This is a genomic window from Pseudomonas sp. Ma2-10 (genome assembly GCF_054330215.1).
Map to the genome: position 1 here is coordinate 47,890 of NZ_JBTEYL010000003.1, position 14,504 is coordinate 62,393.

Below are 14,504 nucleotides of genomic sequence, written 5' to 3' on the forward strand. Positions count from 1 at the left end.
CTCCTGGGATTTTATCTGCGCATGCTCTGCGCCTGCTCTGCGAAAAATGAGCTGCTGTGCGCAATTGCATCGCATTCTAATGGCAGCCACAATATCTGTTAACTGGATTATTAAGATAAGGGTTATCGGTTATATAGATATGCGATTTACTCTCCGTCAACTTCAAGTATTCGTCGCCGTCGCCCAGCAGGAAAGCGTATCCCGTGCTGCGGGTCTGCTCAACCTCTCGCAATCGGCGGCGAGCACCTCGATCACCGAGCTAGAGCGTCAGTCCAGCTGTCAGCTGTTCGACCGCGCCGGCAAACGGCTGAGCCTCAACGCCCTCGGCAAACAGCTACTGCCGCAAGCGGTGGCGCTGCTCGACCAGTCCAAAGAAATCGAAGACTTGCTCAATGGCAAGTCGGGATTCGGCTCTCTGGCGGTCGGCGCGACCCTGACCATCGGCAATTACCTGGCCACCTTGCTGATCGGCAGCTTCATGCAACGCCATCCGGAAAGCCAGGTGAAGCTGCACGTGCAGAACACGGCCAACATTGTGCAGCAGGTCGCCCACTATGAAATTGATCTGGGTCTAATCGAAGGTGACTGCAGCCATCCGGACATCGAAGTGCAAAGCTGGGTCGAGGATGAACTGGTGGTGTTTTGCGCCCCCCAGCATCCACTGGCCAAGCGCGGCACGGCGACCATGGAAGAGCTGACCCACGAGGCCTGGATTCTGCGGGAACAGGGCTCCGGCACGCGACTGACCTTTGACCAGGCCATGCGCCACCATCGCAGCTCGCTGAATATCCGACTGGAACTGGAACACACCGAAGCGATCAAGCGTGCGGTGGAGTCCGGATTGGGAATTGGCTGTATTTCTCGCCTGGCACTGCGCGATGCATTCCGCCGCGGCAGCCTGGTACCCGTGGAGACGCCGGATCTGGATCTGGCGCGGCAGTTCTATTTCATCTGGCACAAGCAGAAATATCAGACGTCGGCGATGCGTGAATTCCTTGACCTGTGCCGCGCTTTCACCGCGGGGGTTCAGCGCAGCGACGAGATCGTTCTGCCTACCATCGCTTAAAGCAGGATGACCGCCCAGACCAGCGCGATCATGCTCAAGGCTACGAACTGAGCAGCACTGCCCATGTCCTTGGCGTTTTTGGACAATGGGTGCAATTCAAGGGAAATACGGTCGATGGCCGCTTCCACTGCCGAATTGAGCAACTCGACTATCAACGCCAACAGGCAGACTGCAATCAGCAACGCCTGCTCGACGCGACTGACGTTCAGGAAGAACGACAGCGGAATCAATATGGCGTTGAGCAACACCAGTTGCCGAAAAGCGGCTTCGCCAGTGAAGGCTGCGCGTAGACCGTCCAGCGAATAACCGGAGGCGTTGAGGATGCGTTTGAGGCCGGTCTGGCCTTTGAAAGGTGACATAAAGTAGGCAACTGACCAAAAAGGAAGTGGGAAAGCTAGATTAAGCAAAGTCAAAAAAGCGTGAACGCGCCGCGTCTGATTAGCTCGAAATTGACTCAAGTTGTTGCAGAAGCAGCGCCGCTTGGGTCCGAGTCCGCACATTCAGCTTGCGAAAAATCGCCGTCACGTGGGCCTTGATCGTCGCTTCGGAAACGCTGAGTTCATAGGCAATCTGCTTATTCAACAAGCCTTCACAGACCATGGTCAGAACACGAAACTGCTGAGGCGTCAGGCTCGCAAGGCCTTCACTGGCGGCCTTGGCTTCGGCGGAAACGCTGACCGCCTCGAACGCCTGGGGCGGCCAGAACACATCACCATCGAGCACCGCGCGTACGGCTTTCTGGATGACGCTCAGATCACTGGACTTGGGAATGAAGCCGCTGGCGCCGAATTCACGAGATTTGACCATGATCGAGGCTTCTTCCTGGGCCGACACCATGACCACCGGAATCTGCGGATACTGACCGCGCAACAGCACCAGCCCTGAAAAACCGTAGGCCCCCGGCATGTTCAAATCCAGCAACACCAGATCCCAGTCGGACTTCTCGTCCAGACGGGTTTCCAGCTCGGCAATGCTTGCCACTTCCACCAGACGGACATCCGGGCCCAGGCCCAGGGTCAACGCTTGATGCAGGGCACTACGAAAAAGAGGGTGGTCATCGGCAATCAGGATTTCGTATGTGGCCATTTTTTAAATGATCCTGTTTTTCGTGGGACGCCCGATGCATTCAGGCCTCGCCAAAACAACTCGAGGTACAGCCACGGAGCTGCACCAACAGGGCACGTTCAACGCCAATCACGTGGCTCTTCACGTAACTCAGTCACGTAAAGAATACGGCGTATCAAACTTTGGCCGCGCCCTAATCGGCGCCAAGCATGCCCAGCGAAGTCGGGGTGGTCAAGGTGCATGGCCGGTACAGTTCTTTGCAGTATGGGCGACAATCAACGCGTGACAGCGGCGCCGATTGACACAAAAGGCACCAGCTCAGCGTGTGCCGGTGTTGAAACATTCATTTCAAGCTGATGTTTGGCATCAAGGTAATGTTGGCTGAACACGTCGAAATAAGCGTCCAGTGCCGACGCAGCCTCGGTATCACCTGCCAGATCGAGACACAACGCCGCCACTTCGGCGGTGCATAAATGCTCGCTGCGGGTCGATCGGCGCAACCGATACCGCGACAATTTCTCGGGCAACAGGCTCAGGATCGGAAGCCGGTCAAAGTAGGGGCTTTTGCGGAAAATCTTCCGGGCTTCTGTCCAGGTGGCATCCAGCAGAATGAACAGCGGACGCTTGGAACTAACGGCATCGACGCTGTTTGTGACACGCTCAGGTTCGACGTACTCACCCGGAAACACCAGATAGGGCTGCCATTGCGGGTCGGCCAGCAGCGCCAGCAATTGCTCATCAACCTCCGTACGCGACCAGATGAATGCATGGTTGTCGTGCACCACATCGGCGATCAGCCAGCCGGTGTTGCTCGGTTTGAACACTTCCTTGTTGGTCATAATCAGGCACACGCCAGAACGGGCCTCGACCTGCGGGCGCCAGGCGCACAGGCAGTGGCTCTCGATCACGCGGCAGGCTCGGCAACGCGGCGCCCTCCAGCCTCGGGCCTGAATCGGCTTGATGCCCTCTTCCTCTCGCTCATCGCGCAAGCGGGCTACTGCGTTTGCAGCAAAGCGTGGGGTTGCGGGGCTCATCGCAGGCAACGCCGGCAGGGGAAGAAAATCGACACGAAAAACACTCGGCAGGGCAGAAAGTGGCGGCAGTTTATCAGAGCAGCCGGCGCAAGCCTGTACCGTCCAGGCCTCGTCCCCTATAATTTGCCGCCACTGAACGCACAGTCATGTGACGGGTCGAACCACCAGTCACTGAACCAGGAGAGTTTCATGCTGCGCCTTATCGTTTCCACCGCGGCCATTTTGCTGGCGTCGTCCTTCAGCGCTCAGGCTGCTTCGTTGAGTCAGCAGAATCTCAACAGAGAGCTGCGAAACGTCGCCACACAAAGCAGTGTTGGTACTCCACGGGCGATCAACGAAGACATTCTTGATCAGGGCTACACCGTCGAAGGCAACACGCTGATCAACCATCTAAGCGTACAAAGCAGCCACGCCAACAAGATGCGTGCCGACCCGAAAGCCGTGTATTTCCAGCTTGGCGCCTCTGTATGCAACAACCCATCGTTTCGCAAACTGATGACCAAGGGCGCAGTCATGCGTTACGACTTCACTGAGGTGAAGACCAACCGCTCAGTCGGCTCCGCCAGCTATCAGGAATCGGACTGCCCGAAAGCGGCTCCGGCCAAAAAGAAGTAATCATCGGGAAGTGGCGCGCCGCTGTTCATCCTCGGCGCGCAGTTCTGCCAACAACGCCTGCAAATAACGGGAACGTCGGTCGGCCCCCTCCAGACGCCGGCAGCACTCTTCTTCGAGACTCAAATGATGGGTCTCGGCTGATGATTTCAGCAATCGATACAGTTGCGTATCGATCTCCAGAATGACTCTGGTCATAACATCCCGCCTCCCTGCACTTCGCCCTTGCTTGAGCGATAAAATCCTTGAACCGCTTATAACGTGCGTCCTGCCTTTGACGCAAAGTTGTCGTGTCGTGCCTGTTATTGAGTAAATCAGACTGTCGGACACTCGCCTTGCGTTCAGACGAGCGGTGAAAGCACCTTGCAAATCGCCAATAAGCGGTTGCCAGGAAAGACTTTGCGGCGCAATGATCAAGTCAGCGAAAATCGCTGCGACGGTCTAGATTCATAGTGTGCACGTTTACTTTTCAAGGCAGGAAAGGGGCTGCCCAATACGCGTCTAGTTGTGCGAATGTTTCCTTCATCCAAGGGAAAAACAGAGTCTGTATGGAAGGAGAAGTTGATGCCTTACCAACCAAATGACCTCCTGAGCCGTCATTTTGAAGAAAGCGGCCACGACCTCATCAGCAAGGTCGAAGAGCAACTCAACCTGGTTTCACCCAACAGCCCAAACATCCCGATCTATCGCGACATGATCCTGACCGTGCTGCGTATGGCCCAGGAAGATCACAACCGCTGGAATGCCAAGATCACCCTTCAAGCCCTGCGTGAACTGGAGCACGCTTTCCGTGTTCTGGAACAATTCAAGGGGCGCCGCAAGGTCACCGTTTTTGGCTCGGCCCGAACACCAATAGAACATCCGCTGTATGGTCTGGCCCGAGAACTTGGCGCCGCGCTGGCGCGCTCAGATCTAATGGTCATCACCGGTGCCGGTGGCGGCATTATGGCTGCGGCCCACGAAGGTGCTGGCCTGGCACACAGCCTGGGATTCAACATCACCCTGCCCTTTGAGCAACATGCCAATCCCACCGTGAACGGCACTACCAACCTGCTGCCCTTCCACTTCTTCTTTACCCGCAAACTGTTCTTCGTCAAGGAAGCCGATGCGTTGGTCTTGTGCCCTGGCGGTTTCGGCACCCTGGATGAAGCACTGGAAGTGCTGACACTGATCCAGACTGGCAAAAGCCCGCTGGTGCCCGTGATATTGCTGGACGCTCCCGGCAGCAAGTTCTGGCAAGGTGCGCTGGACTTCATCCACCAGCAACTGGAGGGAAATAGTTACATTCTGCCGACCGACATGAAGCTCGTCAGCCTGGTCTACAGCGCGGAAGAGGCGGTGGAGCAGATCAACCAGTTCTACAGCAACTTCCACTCCAGCCGCTGGCTCAAGCATCAATTCGTGATCCGCATGAATCACAAGCTCAGCGAGCAGGCGCTCGAACACATGCAGGAGGCATTTGCCGACCTGTGCCTGAGCGATCACTTCCATCAACACGCCTACAGCGGAGAGGAACACGACGAACTGCAGTTTAGCCACCTGGCACGACTCGCCTTCACCTTCAACGCCCGTGATCATGGACGCCTGCGGGAACTGGTGGACTTCATCAACTTGCCGGAAAACTGGGCGCAGTCCAATCCCCAGGCGCATCAACGCACGCGGGAATCGTCCAAGGTTATGTAAAAAAACGGCCCGCTATCTAAATAGCGGGCCGTTTCAGTCAGTCATCCATCCCTCGGCCGCTGAACAAGCGGCTGATCATTTCCATGGAATATCCGCGATAACTGAGGAACCTGCCTTGTTTGGCACGCTCCCGGGCGTCTATCGGCAAATGCCCGGAAAATTTTCGCCGCCAGGTGTCTTCCAGTTGTTCCTGCCAGTTGATACCGCTCTCGCGCAAAGCAAGTTCGATGTCTGTACGTTGCAGGCCGCGCTGACTCAACTCTTCGCGAATACGCAAAGGGCCATAACCGGAACGGGAACGGTAGGAAACAAAGCTTTCGAGATAACGGGATTCGGACAGCAGACCTTCTTCCGTCAAACGGTCGAGTGCCGCGTCGATCATTTCAGGGAGGGCGCCGCGTTGACGCAGTTTACGCGTCAACTCGACTCGACCGTGCTCGCGTCGCGCGAGCAGGTCCATTGCGGTTCGCCGCACCGCGACGAGTGTATCGAGTACGGCGGTCATCGGATCAATCAAATATCAGCGTCAGCCAGGTCATCAGCAGTCTCTTTGACTGGCGATGCTTTAACGTCCGGCGCGGGAGTCAGCAACTTGTCGCGCAGCTGCTTCTCGAGTTTCTTGGCGATTTCCGGGTTGTCCGCCAGGAACTTGGCCGAGTTGGCCTTGCCCTGACCGATCTTGGTACCTTCATAGGCATACCAGGCGCCGGACTTCTCAACAAAACCGTGCAGCACGCCCAGGTCGATCATCTCGCCATTGAGGTAGATGCCTTTGCCGTAAAGAATCTGGAACTCGGCCTGACGGAACGGCGAAGCCACCTTGTTCTTCACAACCTTCACGCGGGTTTCGCTACCGACAACCTCGTCACCTTCTTTCACTGCGCCAGTACGGCGGATGTCCAGACGAACCGAAGCGTAGAACTTCAGCGCGTTACCACCAGTGGTGGTTTCCGGGCTGCCGAACATCACACCGATTTTCATACGGATCTGGTTGATGAAGATAACCAGGCAGTTGGCGTTCTTGATGTTACCGGTGATTTTACGCAGCGCCTGGGACATCAGACGGGCTTGCAGGCCCACGTGCATGTCACCCATTTCGCCTTCGATTTCCGCCTTTGGAACCAGTGCCGCCACGGAGTCGACGATGATTACGTCAACGGCGTTGGAACGCACCAGCATGTCGGTGATTTCCAGGGCTTGCTCGCCGGTGTCCGGCTGCGAAACCAGCAGGTCGTCAACGTTGACGCCCAGTTTGCCGGCGTATTCAGGGTCGAGGGCGTGTTCAGCATCGACGAATGCACAGGTCGCGCCGGCTTTTTGAGCCTGGGCGATCACCGACAGTGTCAGCGTGGTTTTACCGGAGGATTCAGGACCGTAGATTTCAACGATACGGCCTTTTGGCAGACCGCCAATGCCGAGCGCGATGTCCAGACCCAGAGAGCCAGTGGAGATAGCCGGGATCGCCTGACGGTCCTGATCGCCCATACGCATTACGGCACCCTTGCCGAATTGACGTTCGATCTGACCCAGGGCCGCAGCCAAGGCTTTCTTCTTGTTGTCGTCCATTAAAGTCCTCACGTAATCAATAAGGCCTGACGGCCAACACCTGTATAAGTAGACAGTATTATTCCACAGCGTTTCAGGATCGCCTACCCCTGATTTGAGATTTCTCCAGCGGCATGACGTAGCAGCCCCTCTAGCGCGGCCTTCACCGTTTGTCGGCGGACCTCGTCACGGTTGCCGGGAAAGTACTGCACCTCACTAAACACCTGCTCACCTACGCCCCAGGCCAACCACACGGTGCCCACCGGCTTGCTCGGAGAACCGCCATCCGGTCCCGCCACACCACTGACCGCCACAGCAAATTGCGCCCGGCTTTTCTCCTGCGCGCCGCGGACCATGGCCTCGACCACCTCGCGACTGACCGCCCCCACCGTCGCAAACAACTCGACCGGGACATTCAACTGCTCGGTTTTCTGGCGATTGGAGTAGGTGACATAACCGGCCTCGAACCATGCCGAACTCCCCGGAATCCGGGTGATCGCCTCGCTGATCCCGCCGCCAGTGCAGGATTCTGCGGCGGTGACGTGAGCATTGAGAACCTGCAAGCGCCTGCCCAGTTCAGCGGCCAGTTGGGTGATTTCTTTCACGGTCATCTCCTGAGCAAGCGGAATGAGAACCACCGTACACGAGCGGATAACGCTTGCAAGGCGCAGGATTGATCAAAATGTTAGCGAGCGAGGGCTCTGATATAAGCCTGACAGGCCTGCAAGGCGATCACCGGCGTCGGTAATGGGTTTGTTCACTGGCTGACAGCCACTGTTCCAGGGCCGTCGAGGCACCGACCAACACAGCCAGAAACACAACAACGCCAATGACGCAGTAAGACATCGGCATCAAATCGAAGACTGGCATAACACCACCTGCGAGTTGCGCATCACGCCAGCAGCGCTCCGTGTTCGCGGCTTCCTGGGCTGACAAAGGGGGCATGTCCAGCAGAATGGGATAAATATCTTCAGCGCACCAATAAAAAACCCACTTGTTTGCGGGTTTGAATGAAAGGTACTGGCCTTGGGAAACCCGCGTCCTTGCGGGTCGGATGCCGGTCGGCACCGCTGCTCGCCATTCCATTGGTCTTTTTGTTCAGTGATCCTCGCGAGTATCTCGCGGGGGTACATCGCAAACGCCAATCCGCTTGGCCGCCCAGCGCTCATAAAGGCCGATCGCGACGTCCGCCCCGGCCATCGCGGTAAGGCAACCGAACGCGCAAGCCGTCCAGATCGATACGCCGGCGGCATACAGCAGCATGATTGCCGAGACCCCGCAGACCATGCAGGCCCCGGATCGCAAAGCCAGGCGCCGCAGCAATGACCAGCCGCGGGCGCCCTCCTTGTCGGCGCGCCACATTTCGCCGGACACCCCGCCCACCAGGGCGAGGACGAGGACGAGCCAGATCGGCATGTCCAGCAACGTTTGTTGATCGTTTGTCATGTCACGCCTCCTGGGGGTGATTGCTGAGTGATGTGTGTGTGTGTGTCTTCAAACGGTGTCTCTTGATGTGCCTGACGATAGGTAGGCATTCCAAAAAATCCGGTGCTAACCGGACTTTTCAGCCGTGCGATCCTTCGCGTTGATCTTTCGGCGCAACTGATGCGGTACGAATCGATTCAAATTGTTTTTCCGACCGAGGTCCCTGCCCGCCGGATAACTGCTTGCGGTGCTTTACGCTGCACACCCGGTTCAGTCGCCAACCCTCTGAACCGTAGAGGCCGGTTCAGCGCTGCCTTTGTGGTGGAACTGAAGAGCTTCCTTTTGAGCTGTTTTTGAGCTGCTTGAGACAAAGAGTATGCATTTACGCATACACAGTCAATGCGCAAATGCATTTATTTATGTGCTAATGCATGAACACCCTAAAGGCAAAGCCGGTGGCGGCTTTTCGACAGACGAAAAAAAACCTGCTTGATCGCAGGTTTTATCTGACAACGTTGAGGTTAACGGGCGTACATGCCCCACCAGAAAACGTGACCGAGGATAATAATCTGTTCTTCCTGAATTTCCTGGAAGGTGTAGTCCTCGTCCGGATGTTCATCGCGATTGAAGCTGCGCAGGCGTATGCCGGTAGGCAGGCGATAAAGCTGTTTCACCCGCAGTTGGCCGTTATGGTTGATGGCATAAAGATCGCCATCGACGATATCGCCGATTCCGCACTTGCCGGCATTAACGCCTACGGTGGCGCCGTCGCGCAGTACTGGCAACATACTGTTGCCGCGCACCGTCACGCATTTGGCCTGGTCGAACTGAACGCCGTTGTGGCGCAGGCTCCGCTTGCCAAAGCGCAGACTAGAGCGCTCGCTCTCTTCGATGACGAACCTTCCTGATCCGGCAGCCAATTCAACCTCGCGAAGAAAGGGAACTGATACCTCGTCATCATCGACGGGCGTATCGTCATCCCACAGACTTATGTCCTTGAGTTCCGAATGCAATTGATCGCGTCCGGTGCTGGCTGCCGGCGCGACATCCGCCCGGCCCCGCAACTGGTCGGTGCTCACGGCGAAGTACTCGGCGATCTTCGAGATGTGTCTATCCGAGGGATCGACGATCTTCCCGCTGAGGATCCGCGAGAGAGTGGATTGAGGCACGCCGGTGCGACGGTGAAGCTCCGTGGGGGAGATCCCGTGTTGATCGAGCAGCGCTCTTAGTACGGTAGAAACATTGCGTTTTTGCATAAAGCGCATAGTGCTTGTTCTTTTCGCGGAAGACAAATGCTGAATTGCATACATCACGCATATGCCGTGTATGGACAGAAGAAATGCATCGCTGGGCTTTCATGCCTGCGCCGGGTGAACCGCCCATGTTAACCTTGCGCCCATCGCGGAAAAGTCGGGCCGATGCCCCTCCTTTGCCTTACACCTTTCAACGAATTTGCCTGATTATCCGATGAATAAAGCGCTCTCTGATCTGTCCAGCCACACGCCGATGATGCAACAGTACTGGCGCCTGAAAAACCAGCACCCAGACCAACTGATGTTCTACCGCATGGGTGACTTCTACGAAATCTTCTATGAAGACGCGAAGAAGGCCGCCAAATTGCTGGACATCACCCTGACTGCCCGCGGGCAGTCGGCGGGCCAGGCAATTCCGATGTGTGGGATTCCTTACCATGCCGCGGAAGGTTACCTGGCGAAACTGGTCAAGCTCGGCGAGTCGGTGGTGATCTGTGAGCAGGTCGGCGACCCGGCTACCAGCAAAGGGCCGGTGGATCGTCAGGTGGTGCGGATCATCACACCGGGTACGGTCAGTGACGAAGCGCTGCTGGATGAACGTCGGGACAACCTGATCGCAGCGGTGCTGGGTGACGAGCGTCTGTTCGGCCTGGCGGTGCTGGATATCACCAGCGGCAACTTCACCGTATTGGAGATCAAGGGCTGGGAAAACCTGCTGGCAGAACTGGAGCGCGTCAATCCGGTGGAGCTGATGATTCCGGACGATTGGCCGAAAGATCTGCCGGCGGAAAAACGTCGTGGGGTTCGTCGCCGCGCGCCGTGGGATTTCGAACGTGATTCGGCGCTGAAAAGTCTTTGCCAGCAGTTTTCCACCCAGGACCTGAAAGGTTTCGGCTGCGAGAACCTGACCTTGGCCATTGGCGCCGCCGGTTGCCTGCTCAGCTACGCCAAGGAAACCCAGCGCACCGCCCTCCCCCATTTGCGCAGCCTGCGTCATGAACGCCTGGATGACACGGTGGTGCTGGACGGCGCGAGCCGTCGCAACCTGGAACTGGACACCAACCTGGCTGGCGGTCGCGACAACACGTTGCAATCGGTGGTCGACCGCTGCCAGACCGCCATGGGCAGCCGACTGCTGACCCGCTGGCTGAACCGTCCGCTGCGGGATCTGATCGTATTGCTGGCGCGCCAGACCTCGATTACCTGCCTGCTCGACGGTTACCGCTTCGAGAAACTGCAACCGCAACTCAAGGAAATCGGCGATATCGAGCGGATCCTGGCGCGGATCGGCCTGCGCAATGCCCGTCCTCGTGACCTGGCTCGCCTGCGCGATGCGCTGGGTGCATTGCCCGAGTTACAGGTTGCGATGACCGAACTGGAAGCTGCGCACATTATTCAGCTGGCAAAGACCACCAGTACCTACCCGGAACTGGCGGCCCTGCTGGAAAAAGCCATCATCGACAACCCACCAGCAGTCATCCGTGACGGCGGCGTGTTGAAAACCGGTTACGACGCCGAGCTGGACGATTTGCAATCGCTCAGCGAAAACGCCGGGCAGTTCCTGATCGACCTCGAAGCACGTGAGAAGGCCCGTACCGGTCTGTCGCACCTGAAAGTCGGTTACAACCGCGTTCATGGCTACTTCATTGAGTTGCCAAGCAAGCAGGCTGAGTCGGCGCCGGCAGACTATATCCGACGCCAGACGTTGAAAGGTGCCGAGCGCTTCATTACGCCGGAACTGAAGGCGTTCGAAGACAAGGCCCTGTCGGCGAAGAGCCGCGCCCTGGCACGCGAGAAGATGCTCTACGAAGCACTGCTCGAAGATTTGATCGCCCAGCTACCACCGCTGCAGGATACCGCCGCGGCACTGGCTGAGCTGGACGTACTGAGCAACCTTGCCGAACGCGCGCTGAACCTTGATCTGAACTGCCCGCGCTTCGTCAGTGAGCCGTGCATGCGCATCAGCCAGGGTCGTCACCCGGTGGTCGAGCAAGTGCTGACCACGCCGTTCGTGGCCAACGACCTGAGCCTCGACGACAACACCCGCATGCTGGTGATCACCGGTCCGAATATGGGCGGTAAATCCACCTACATGCGCCAGACCGCTCTGATCGTGCTGCTGGCACACATCGGCAGCTTCGTCCCGGCAGCCAGTTGCGAGTTGTCGCTAGTGGACCGGATCTTTACCCGGATCGGCTCCAGCGATGACCTGGCCGGCGGGCGTTCGACCTTCATGGTCGAAATGAGCGAAACCGCGAACATTCTGCACAACGCCACCGAGCGCAGCCTGGTGCTGATGGACGAAGTCGGTCGCGGCACCAGCACCTTCGACGGCTTGTCCCTGGCGTGGGCTGCGGCCGAACGCCTGGCGCATCTGCGGGCTTATACGCTGTTCGCTACCCACTACTTCGAGCTGACGGTGCTACCGGAGGCGCAACCGCTGGTGGCCAACGTGCACCTTAATGCCACCGAGCACAACGAACGCATCGTGTTCCTGCACCACGTGCTACCAGGGCCTGCCAGCCAGAGCTATGGCCTTGCAGTTGCACAGTTGGCCGGTGTGCCGAGCGAAGTGATCGTGCGCGCCCGGGAACACCTGGGCCGGCTGGAAGCGACCGCCCTGCCTCATGAAATCCCCAAGACTGCCAAAGGCAAACCGGCCGCGCCGCAGCAGAGCGACATGTTCGCCAGCCTGCCGCATCCGGTGCTGGATGATCTAGCCAAACTGGATTTGAACGACATGACACCGCGTCAGGCACTCGAAATGCTCTATACACTAAAGACACGGATCTAACGCACTTGCCTGCAAGCTGTTAGAATCTCGCGCGGTTTGGGATGCTGCTGGCTTATAGCCTGACCAGCAGACTATCGCTCCCAAACCTGGCGACCCCAACGTGAAGGGGCTCCGCTGCCGCCGCCTGAGGAGAAAATTAGAAATGACCTTCGTCGTCACCGACAACTGCATCAAGTGCAAGTACACCGACTGCGTAGAAGTCTGTCCGGTGGACTGCTTTTACGAAGGCCCGAACTTCCTGGTGATTCACCCGGATGAGTGCATCGACTGCGCACTGTGCGAACCAGAATGCCCTGCCGTGGCCATCTTCTCCGAAGATGAAGTCCCGGAAGACATGCAGCAATTTATTCAGCTGAACGTTGAGCTGGCGGAAATCTGGCCCAACATCACCGAGAAGAAAGAATCGTTGCCCGACGCCGAAGAGTGGGATGGCGTCAAAGGCAAGATCAAAGATCTCGAACGCTGATTACCCCGCGTTCTCGAAAAGGCCCCTTGTGGGCCTTTTTGCTTTTCTGCAGGCAAAAAAAGGGGCGGTTTGACCCGCCCACATTTCTTCCCTATTCCCTGCGTTCCTTTTCATCGTCCTGATGAATCGCTTCCTGCGATGTCCTTTCCCCTCATCCTTGAAGGGTGTGTCTGTCCGTCGACACCGTTCAGATACTAGAGATTTCCCTACCAAGAGCAATCACCTCCATTAGCTGAAACTGACTGTCACAAGCTATTAATATTAAAAAATAACCATATAAATCAGTTAGTTAATCATCTATCACGTAGGAATATGTACAGCTGCCACCCATGAAATTACCGAACACTTACGAAAGAGTAAGCAAACACTTACAGCGAGAGACTACAAACCAGCGGTGATGATGAGGGAACTTCCAACCTGTCCTTGAGGTAATAAAAAACCCCGAACCAGTCGGGGCTTCTCAATGCCAGCCAGCAAATTTTTTATTGAAACAGCGACTCGCTGGACAGGCCATTCCTCTCGAGAATCTCCCGAAGACGCTTCAGGCCTTCAACCTGAATCTGTCTGACCCGCTCCCGGGTCAGGCCAATCTCCTGGCCTACATCTTCAAGCGTGCTGCTCTCATGACCGCGCAGGCCGAAGCGACGTATCACCACTTCACGTTGCTTGTCGGTCAACTCCGAGAGCCATTGATCAATGCTCTGGGACAGGTCGTCATCCTGCAACAGCTCACATGGATCGGTTGGACGGTCATCGGTAAGTGTGTCCAGCAGGGTTTTATCCGAATCCGGACCCAGCGAGACGTCGACCGAAGAAACCCGCTCGTTCAGGCCGAGCATGCGTTTGACTTCGCCCACTGGTTTTTCCAGCAGGTTGGCAATTTCTTCGGGTGAGGGTTCGTGATCGAGTTTTTGCGTCAGCTCTCGTGCAGCCCGCAGGTACACGTTGAGCTCTTTGACCACATGAATCGGCAACCGGATGGTCCGGGTCTGATTCATGATCGCGCGTTCGATGGTCTGACGAATCCACCAGGTCGCGTAAGTCGAAAAGCGGAAGCCGCGTTCGGGGTCGAACTTCTCTACCGCCCGGATAAGACCGAGGTTGCCCTCTTCGATCAGGTCAAGCAGCGACAGACCACGATTGACATAACGCCGAGCGATTTTCACCACCAGCCGCAAGTTACTTTCAATCATGCGTTTGCGCCCGGCCGGATCTCCACTTTGCGACAAGCGCGCAAAATGTACTTCTTCTTCGGGGGATAGCAGAGGAGAAAAGCCAATCTCATTGAGGTACAGCTGCGTGGCATCGAGCGCACGCGTGTAGTCAATGTACTTGTGTTGCTTTAACGAGGCGGAGTGTTTGGATTTGGCACGAACGGAAGGTGGAGCAGCCCCTTCATCATTCGACATCGAATCCGTACCGATGCCGGTCTCCATCAGGAGAACCTCATCGTCGATGTCAAACTCCGGCACTTCTTTACTGAGAGCCATTGTTATAGTCCTTTTGGTGAGTTCGACCTCAGGCTCAAGCGGCGCCTTTATCCTTGGCAACGCTGGAACCT

The 14,504-nt window shown here is 56.9% G+C and carries 16 protein-coding genes; 5 read left to right on the forward strand and 11 right to left on the reverse strand.

What is annotated here, in order from left to right:
* The first annotated feature begins 139 nt into the window (after nt 1–139).
* A complete protein-coding gene (locus ACXPVS_RS05295) occupies nt 140–1,066 on the forward strand; it encodes a LysR family transcriptional regulator (protein ID WP_008153977.1) in 927 nt (308 codons plus the stop codon).
* Here ACXPVS_RS05295 and ACXPVS_RS05300 read toward each other — a convergent pair.
* From ACXPVS_RS05300 to ACXPVS_RS05310, 3 genes are all read right to left on the reverse strand, one after another.
* Nucleotides 1,063–1,425: a diacylglycerol kinase gene (locus ACXPVS_RS05300; RefSeq protein ID WP_007907286.1), complete on the reverse strand. Its 363-nt coding sequence runs from the start codon at nt 1,423–1,425 to the stop codon at nt 1,063–1,065. The two genes, ACXPVS_RS05295 and ACXPVS_RS05300, sit on opposite strands and share 4 nt — an antisense overlap.
* Before the next feature lie 79 nt (nt 1,426–1,504).
* Nucleotides 1,505–2,152, reverse strand: a complete 648-nt coding sequence (gene erdR, locus ACXPVS_RS05305) for a response regulator transcription factor ErdR (protein WP_458508986.1) — start codon at nt 2,150–2,152, stop codon at nt 1,505–1,507.
* A gap of 254 nt (nt 2,153–2,406) precedes the next feature.
* Nucleotides 2,407–3,165, reverse strand: coding sequence for a tRNA-uridine aminocarboxypropyltransferase (locus tag ACXPVS_RS05310; RefSeq protein ID WP_458508987.1), 759 nt, complete (start codon nt 3,163–3,165; stop codon nt 2,407–2,409).
* A gap of 189 nt (nt 3,166–3,354) precedes the next feature.
* Here ACXPVS_RS05310 and ACXPVS_RS05315 point away from each other — a divergent pair, with 189 nt between their 5' ends.
* Complete coding sequence (locus ACXPVS_RS05315; protein WP_458508988.1) at nt 3,355–3,780, forward strand: PA3611 family quorum-sensing-regulated virulence factor; 426 nt, start codon at nt 3,355–3,357, stop codon at nt 3,778–3,780.
* Here ACXPVS_RS05315 and ACXPVS_RS05320 read toward each other — a convergent pair whose 3' ends face one another.
* Nucleotides 3,781–3,975, reverse strand: a complete 195-nt coding sequence (locus ACXPVS_RS05320) for a hypothetical protein (protein ID WP_458508989.1) — start codon at nt 3,973–3,975, stop codon at nt 3,781–3,783. It abuts the gene before it with no gap.
* Between the two features lie 366 nt (nt 3,976–4,341).
* Between ACXPVS_RS05320 and ACXPVS_RS05325 the strand changes: the two genes are divergently transcribed.
* Entirely contained in the window at nt 4,342–5,460 is a 1,119-nt protein-coding gene (locus ACXPVS_RS05325) for an LOG family protein (protein WP_458508990.1), read from the forward strand.
* Between the two features lie 37 nt (nt 5,461–5,497).
* Here the strand turns inward: ACXPVS_RS05325 and recX are convergent, their stop codons facing one another.
* The 6 genes from recX to ACXPVS_RS05355 all read right to left on the reverse strand — a co-directional run bounded on the left by recX (nt 5,498) and on the right by ACXPVS_RS05355 (nt 9,686).
* Nucleotides 5,498–5,965, reverse strand: coding sequence for a recombination regulator RecX (gene recX / locus ACXPVS_RS05330; protein WP_458508991.1), 468 nt, complete (start codon nt 5,963–5,965; stop codon nt 5,498–5,500).
* An 8-nt stretch (nt 5,966–5,973) separates the two neighbouring features.
* Complete coding sequence (gene recA, locus ACXPVS_RS05335) at nt 5,974–7,026, reverse strand: recombinase RecA (protein WP_150709927.1); 1,053 nt, start codon at nt 7,024–7,026, stop codon at nt 5,974–5,976.
* 83 nt (nt 7,027–7,109) lie between these two features.
* Nucleotides 7,110–7,610 carry a CinA family protein gene (locus ACXPVS_RS05340; protein ID WP_150654843.1) on the reverse strand — a complete coding sequence of 167 codons (501 nt, stop codon included), beginning with the start codon at nt 7,608–7,610 and terminating at the stop codon, nt 7,110–7,112.
* Nucleotides 7,611–7,737: 127 nt separating this feature from the next.
* On the reverse strand, nt 7,738–7,875 hold the full coding sequence (locus ACXPVS_RS05345) for a hypothetical protein (protein WP_458508992.1): 138 nt from the start codon (nt 7,873–7,875) through the stop codon (nt 7,738–7,740).
* Nucleotides 7,876–8,103: 228 nt separating this feature from the next.
* The gene (locus ACXPVS_RS05350) at nt 8,104–8,451 is read right to left on the reverse strand and encodes a phage holin family protein (protein WP_458508993.1); all 348 of its coding nucleotides are present in this window, start codon (nt 8,449–8,451) and stop codon (nt 8,104–8,106) included.
* Nucleotides 8,452–8,951: 500 nt separating this feature from the next.
* Nucleotides 8,952–9,686, reverse strand: coding sequence for a LexA family transcriptional regulator (locus ACXPVS_RS05355; protein ID WP_458509296.1), 735 nt, complete (start codon nt 9,684–9,686; stop codon nt 8,952–8,954).
* Between the two features lie 211 nt (nt 9,687–9,897).
* Here ACXPVS_RS05355 and mutS point away from each other — a divergent pair, with 211 nt between their 5' ends.
* Together mutS and fdxA are read left to right on the forward strand one after the other, a co-directional pair.
* Nucleotides 9,898–12,477 carry a DNA mismatch repair protein MutS gene (mutS, locus tag ACXPVS_RS05360; RefSeq protein ID WP_458508994.1) on the forward strand — a complete coding sequence of 860 codons (2,580 nt, stop codon included), beginning with the start codon at nt 9,898–9,900 and terminating at the stop codon, nt 12,475–12,477.
* 142 nt (nt 12,478–12,619) lie between these two features.
* Nucleotides 12,620–12,943, forward strand: coding sequence for a ferredoxin FdxA (gene fdxA / locus ACXPVS_RS05365; protein ID WP_008154011.1), 324 nt, complete (start codon nt 12,620–12,622; stop codon nt 12,941–12,943).
* 482 nt (nt 12,944–13,425) lie between these two features.
* On the opposite strand, the gene rpoS is transcribed toward fdxA, so the two are convergent.
* Complete coding sequence (gene rpoS, locus ACXPVS_RS05370) at nt 13,426–14,433, reverse strand: RNA polymerase sigma factor RpoS (RefSeq protein WP_458508995.1); 1,008 nt, start codon at nt 14,431–14,433, stop codon at nt 13,426–13,428.
* Nucleotides 14,434–14,504: the final 71 nt, after the last annotated feature.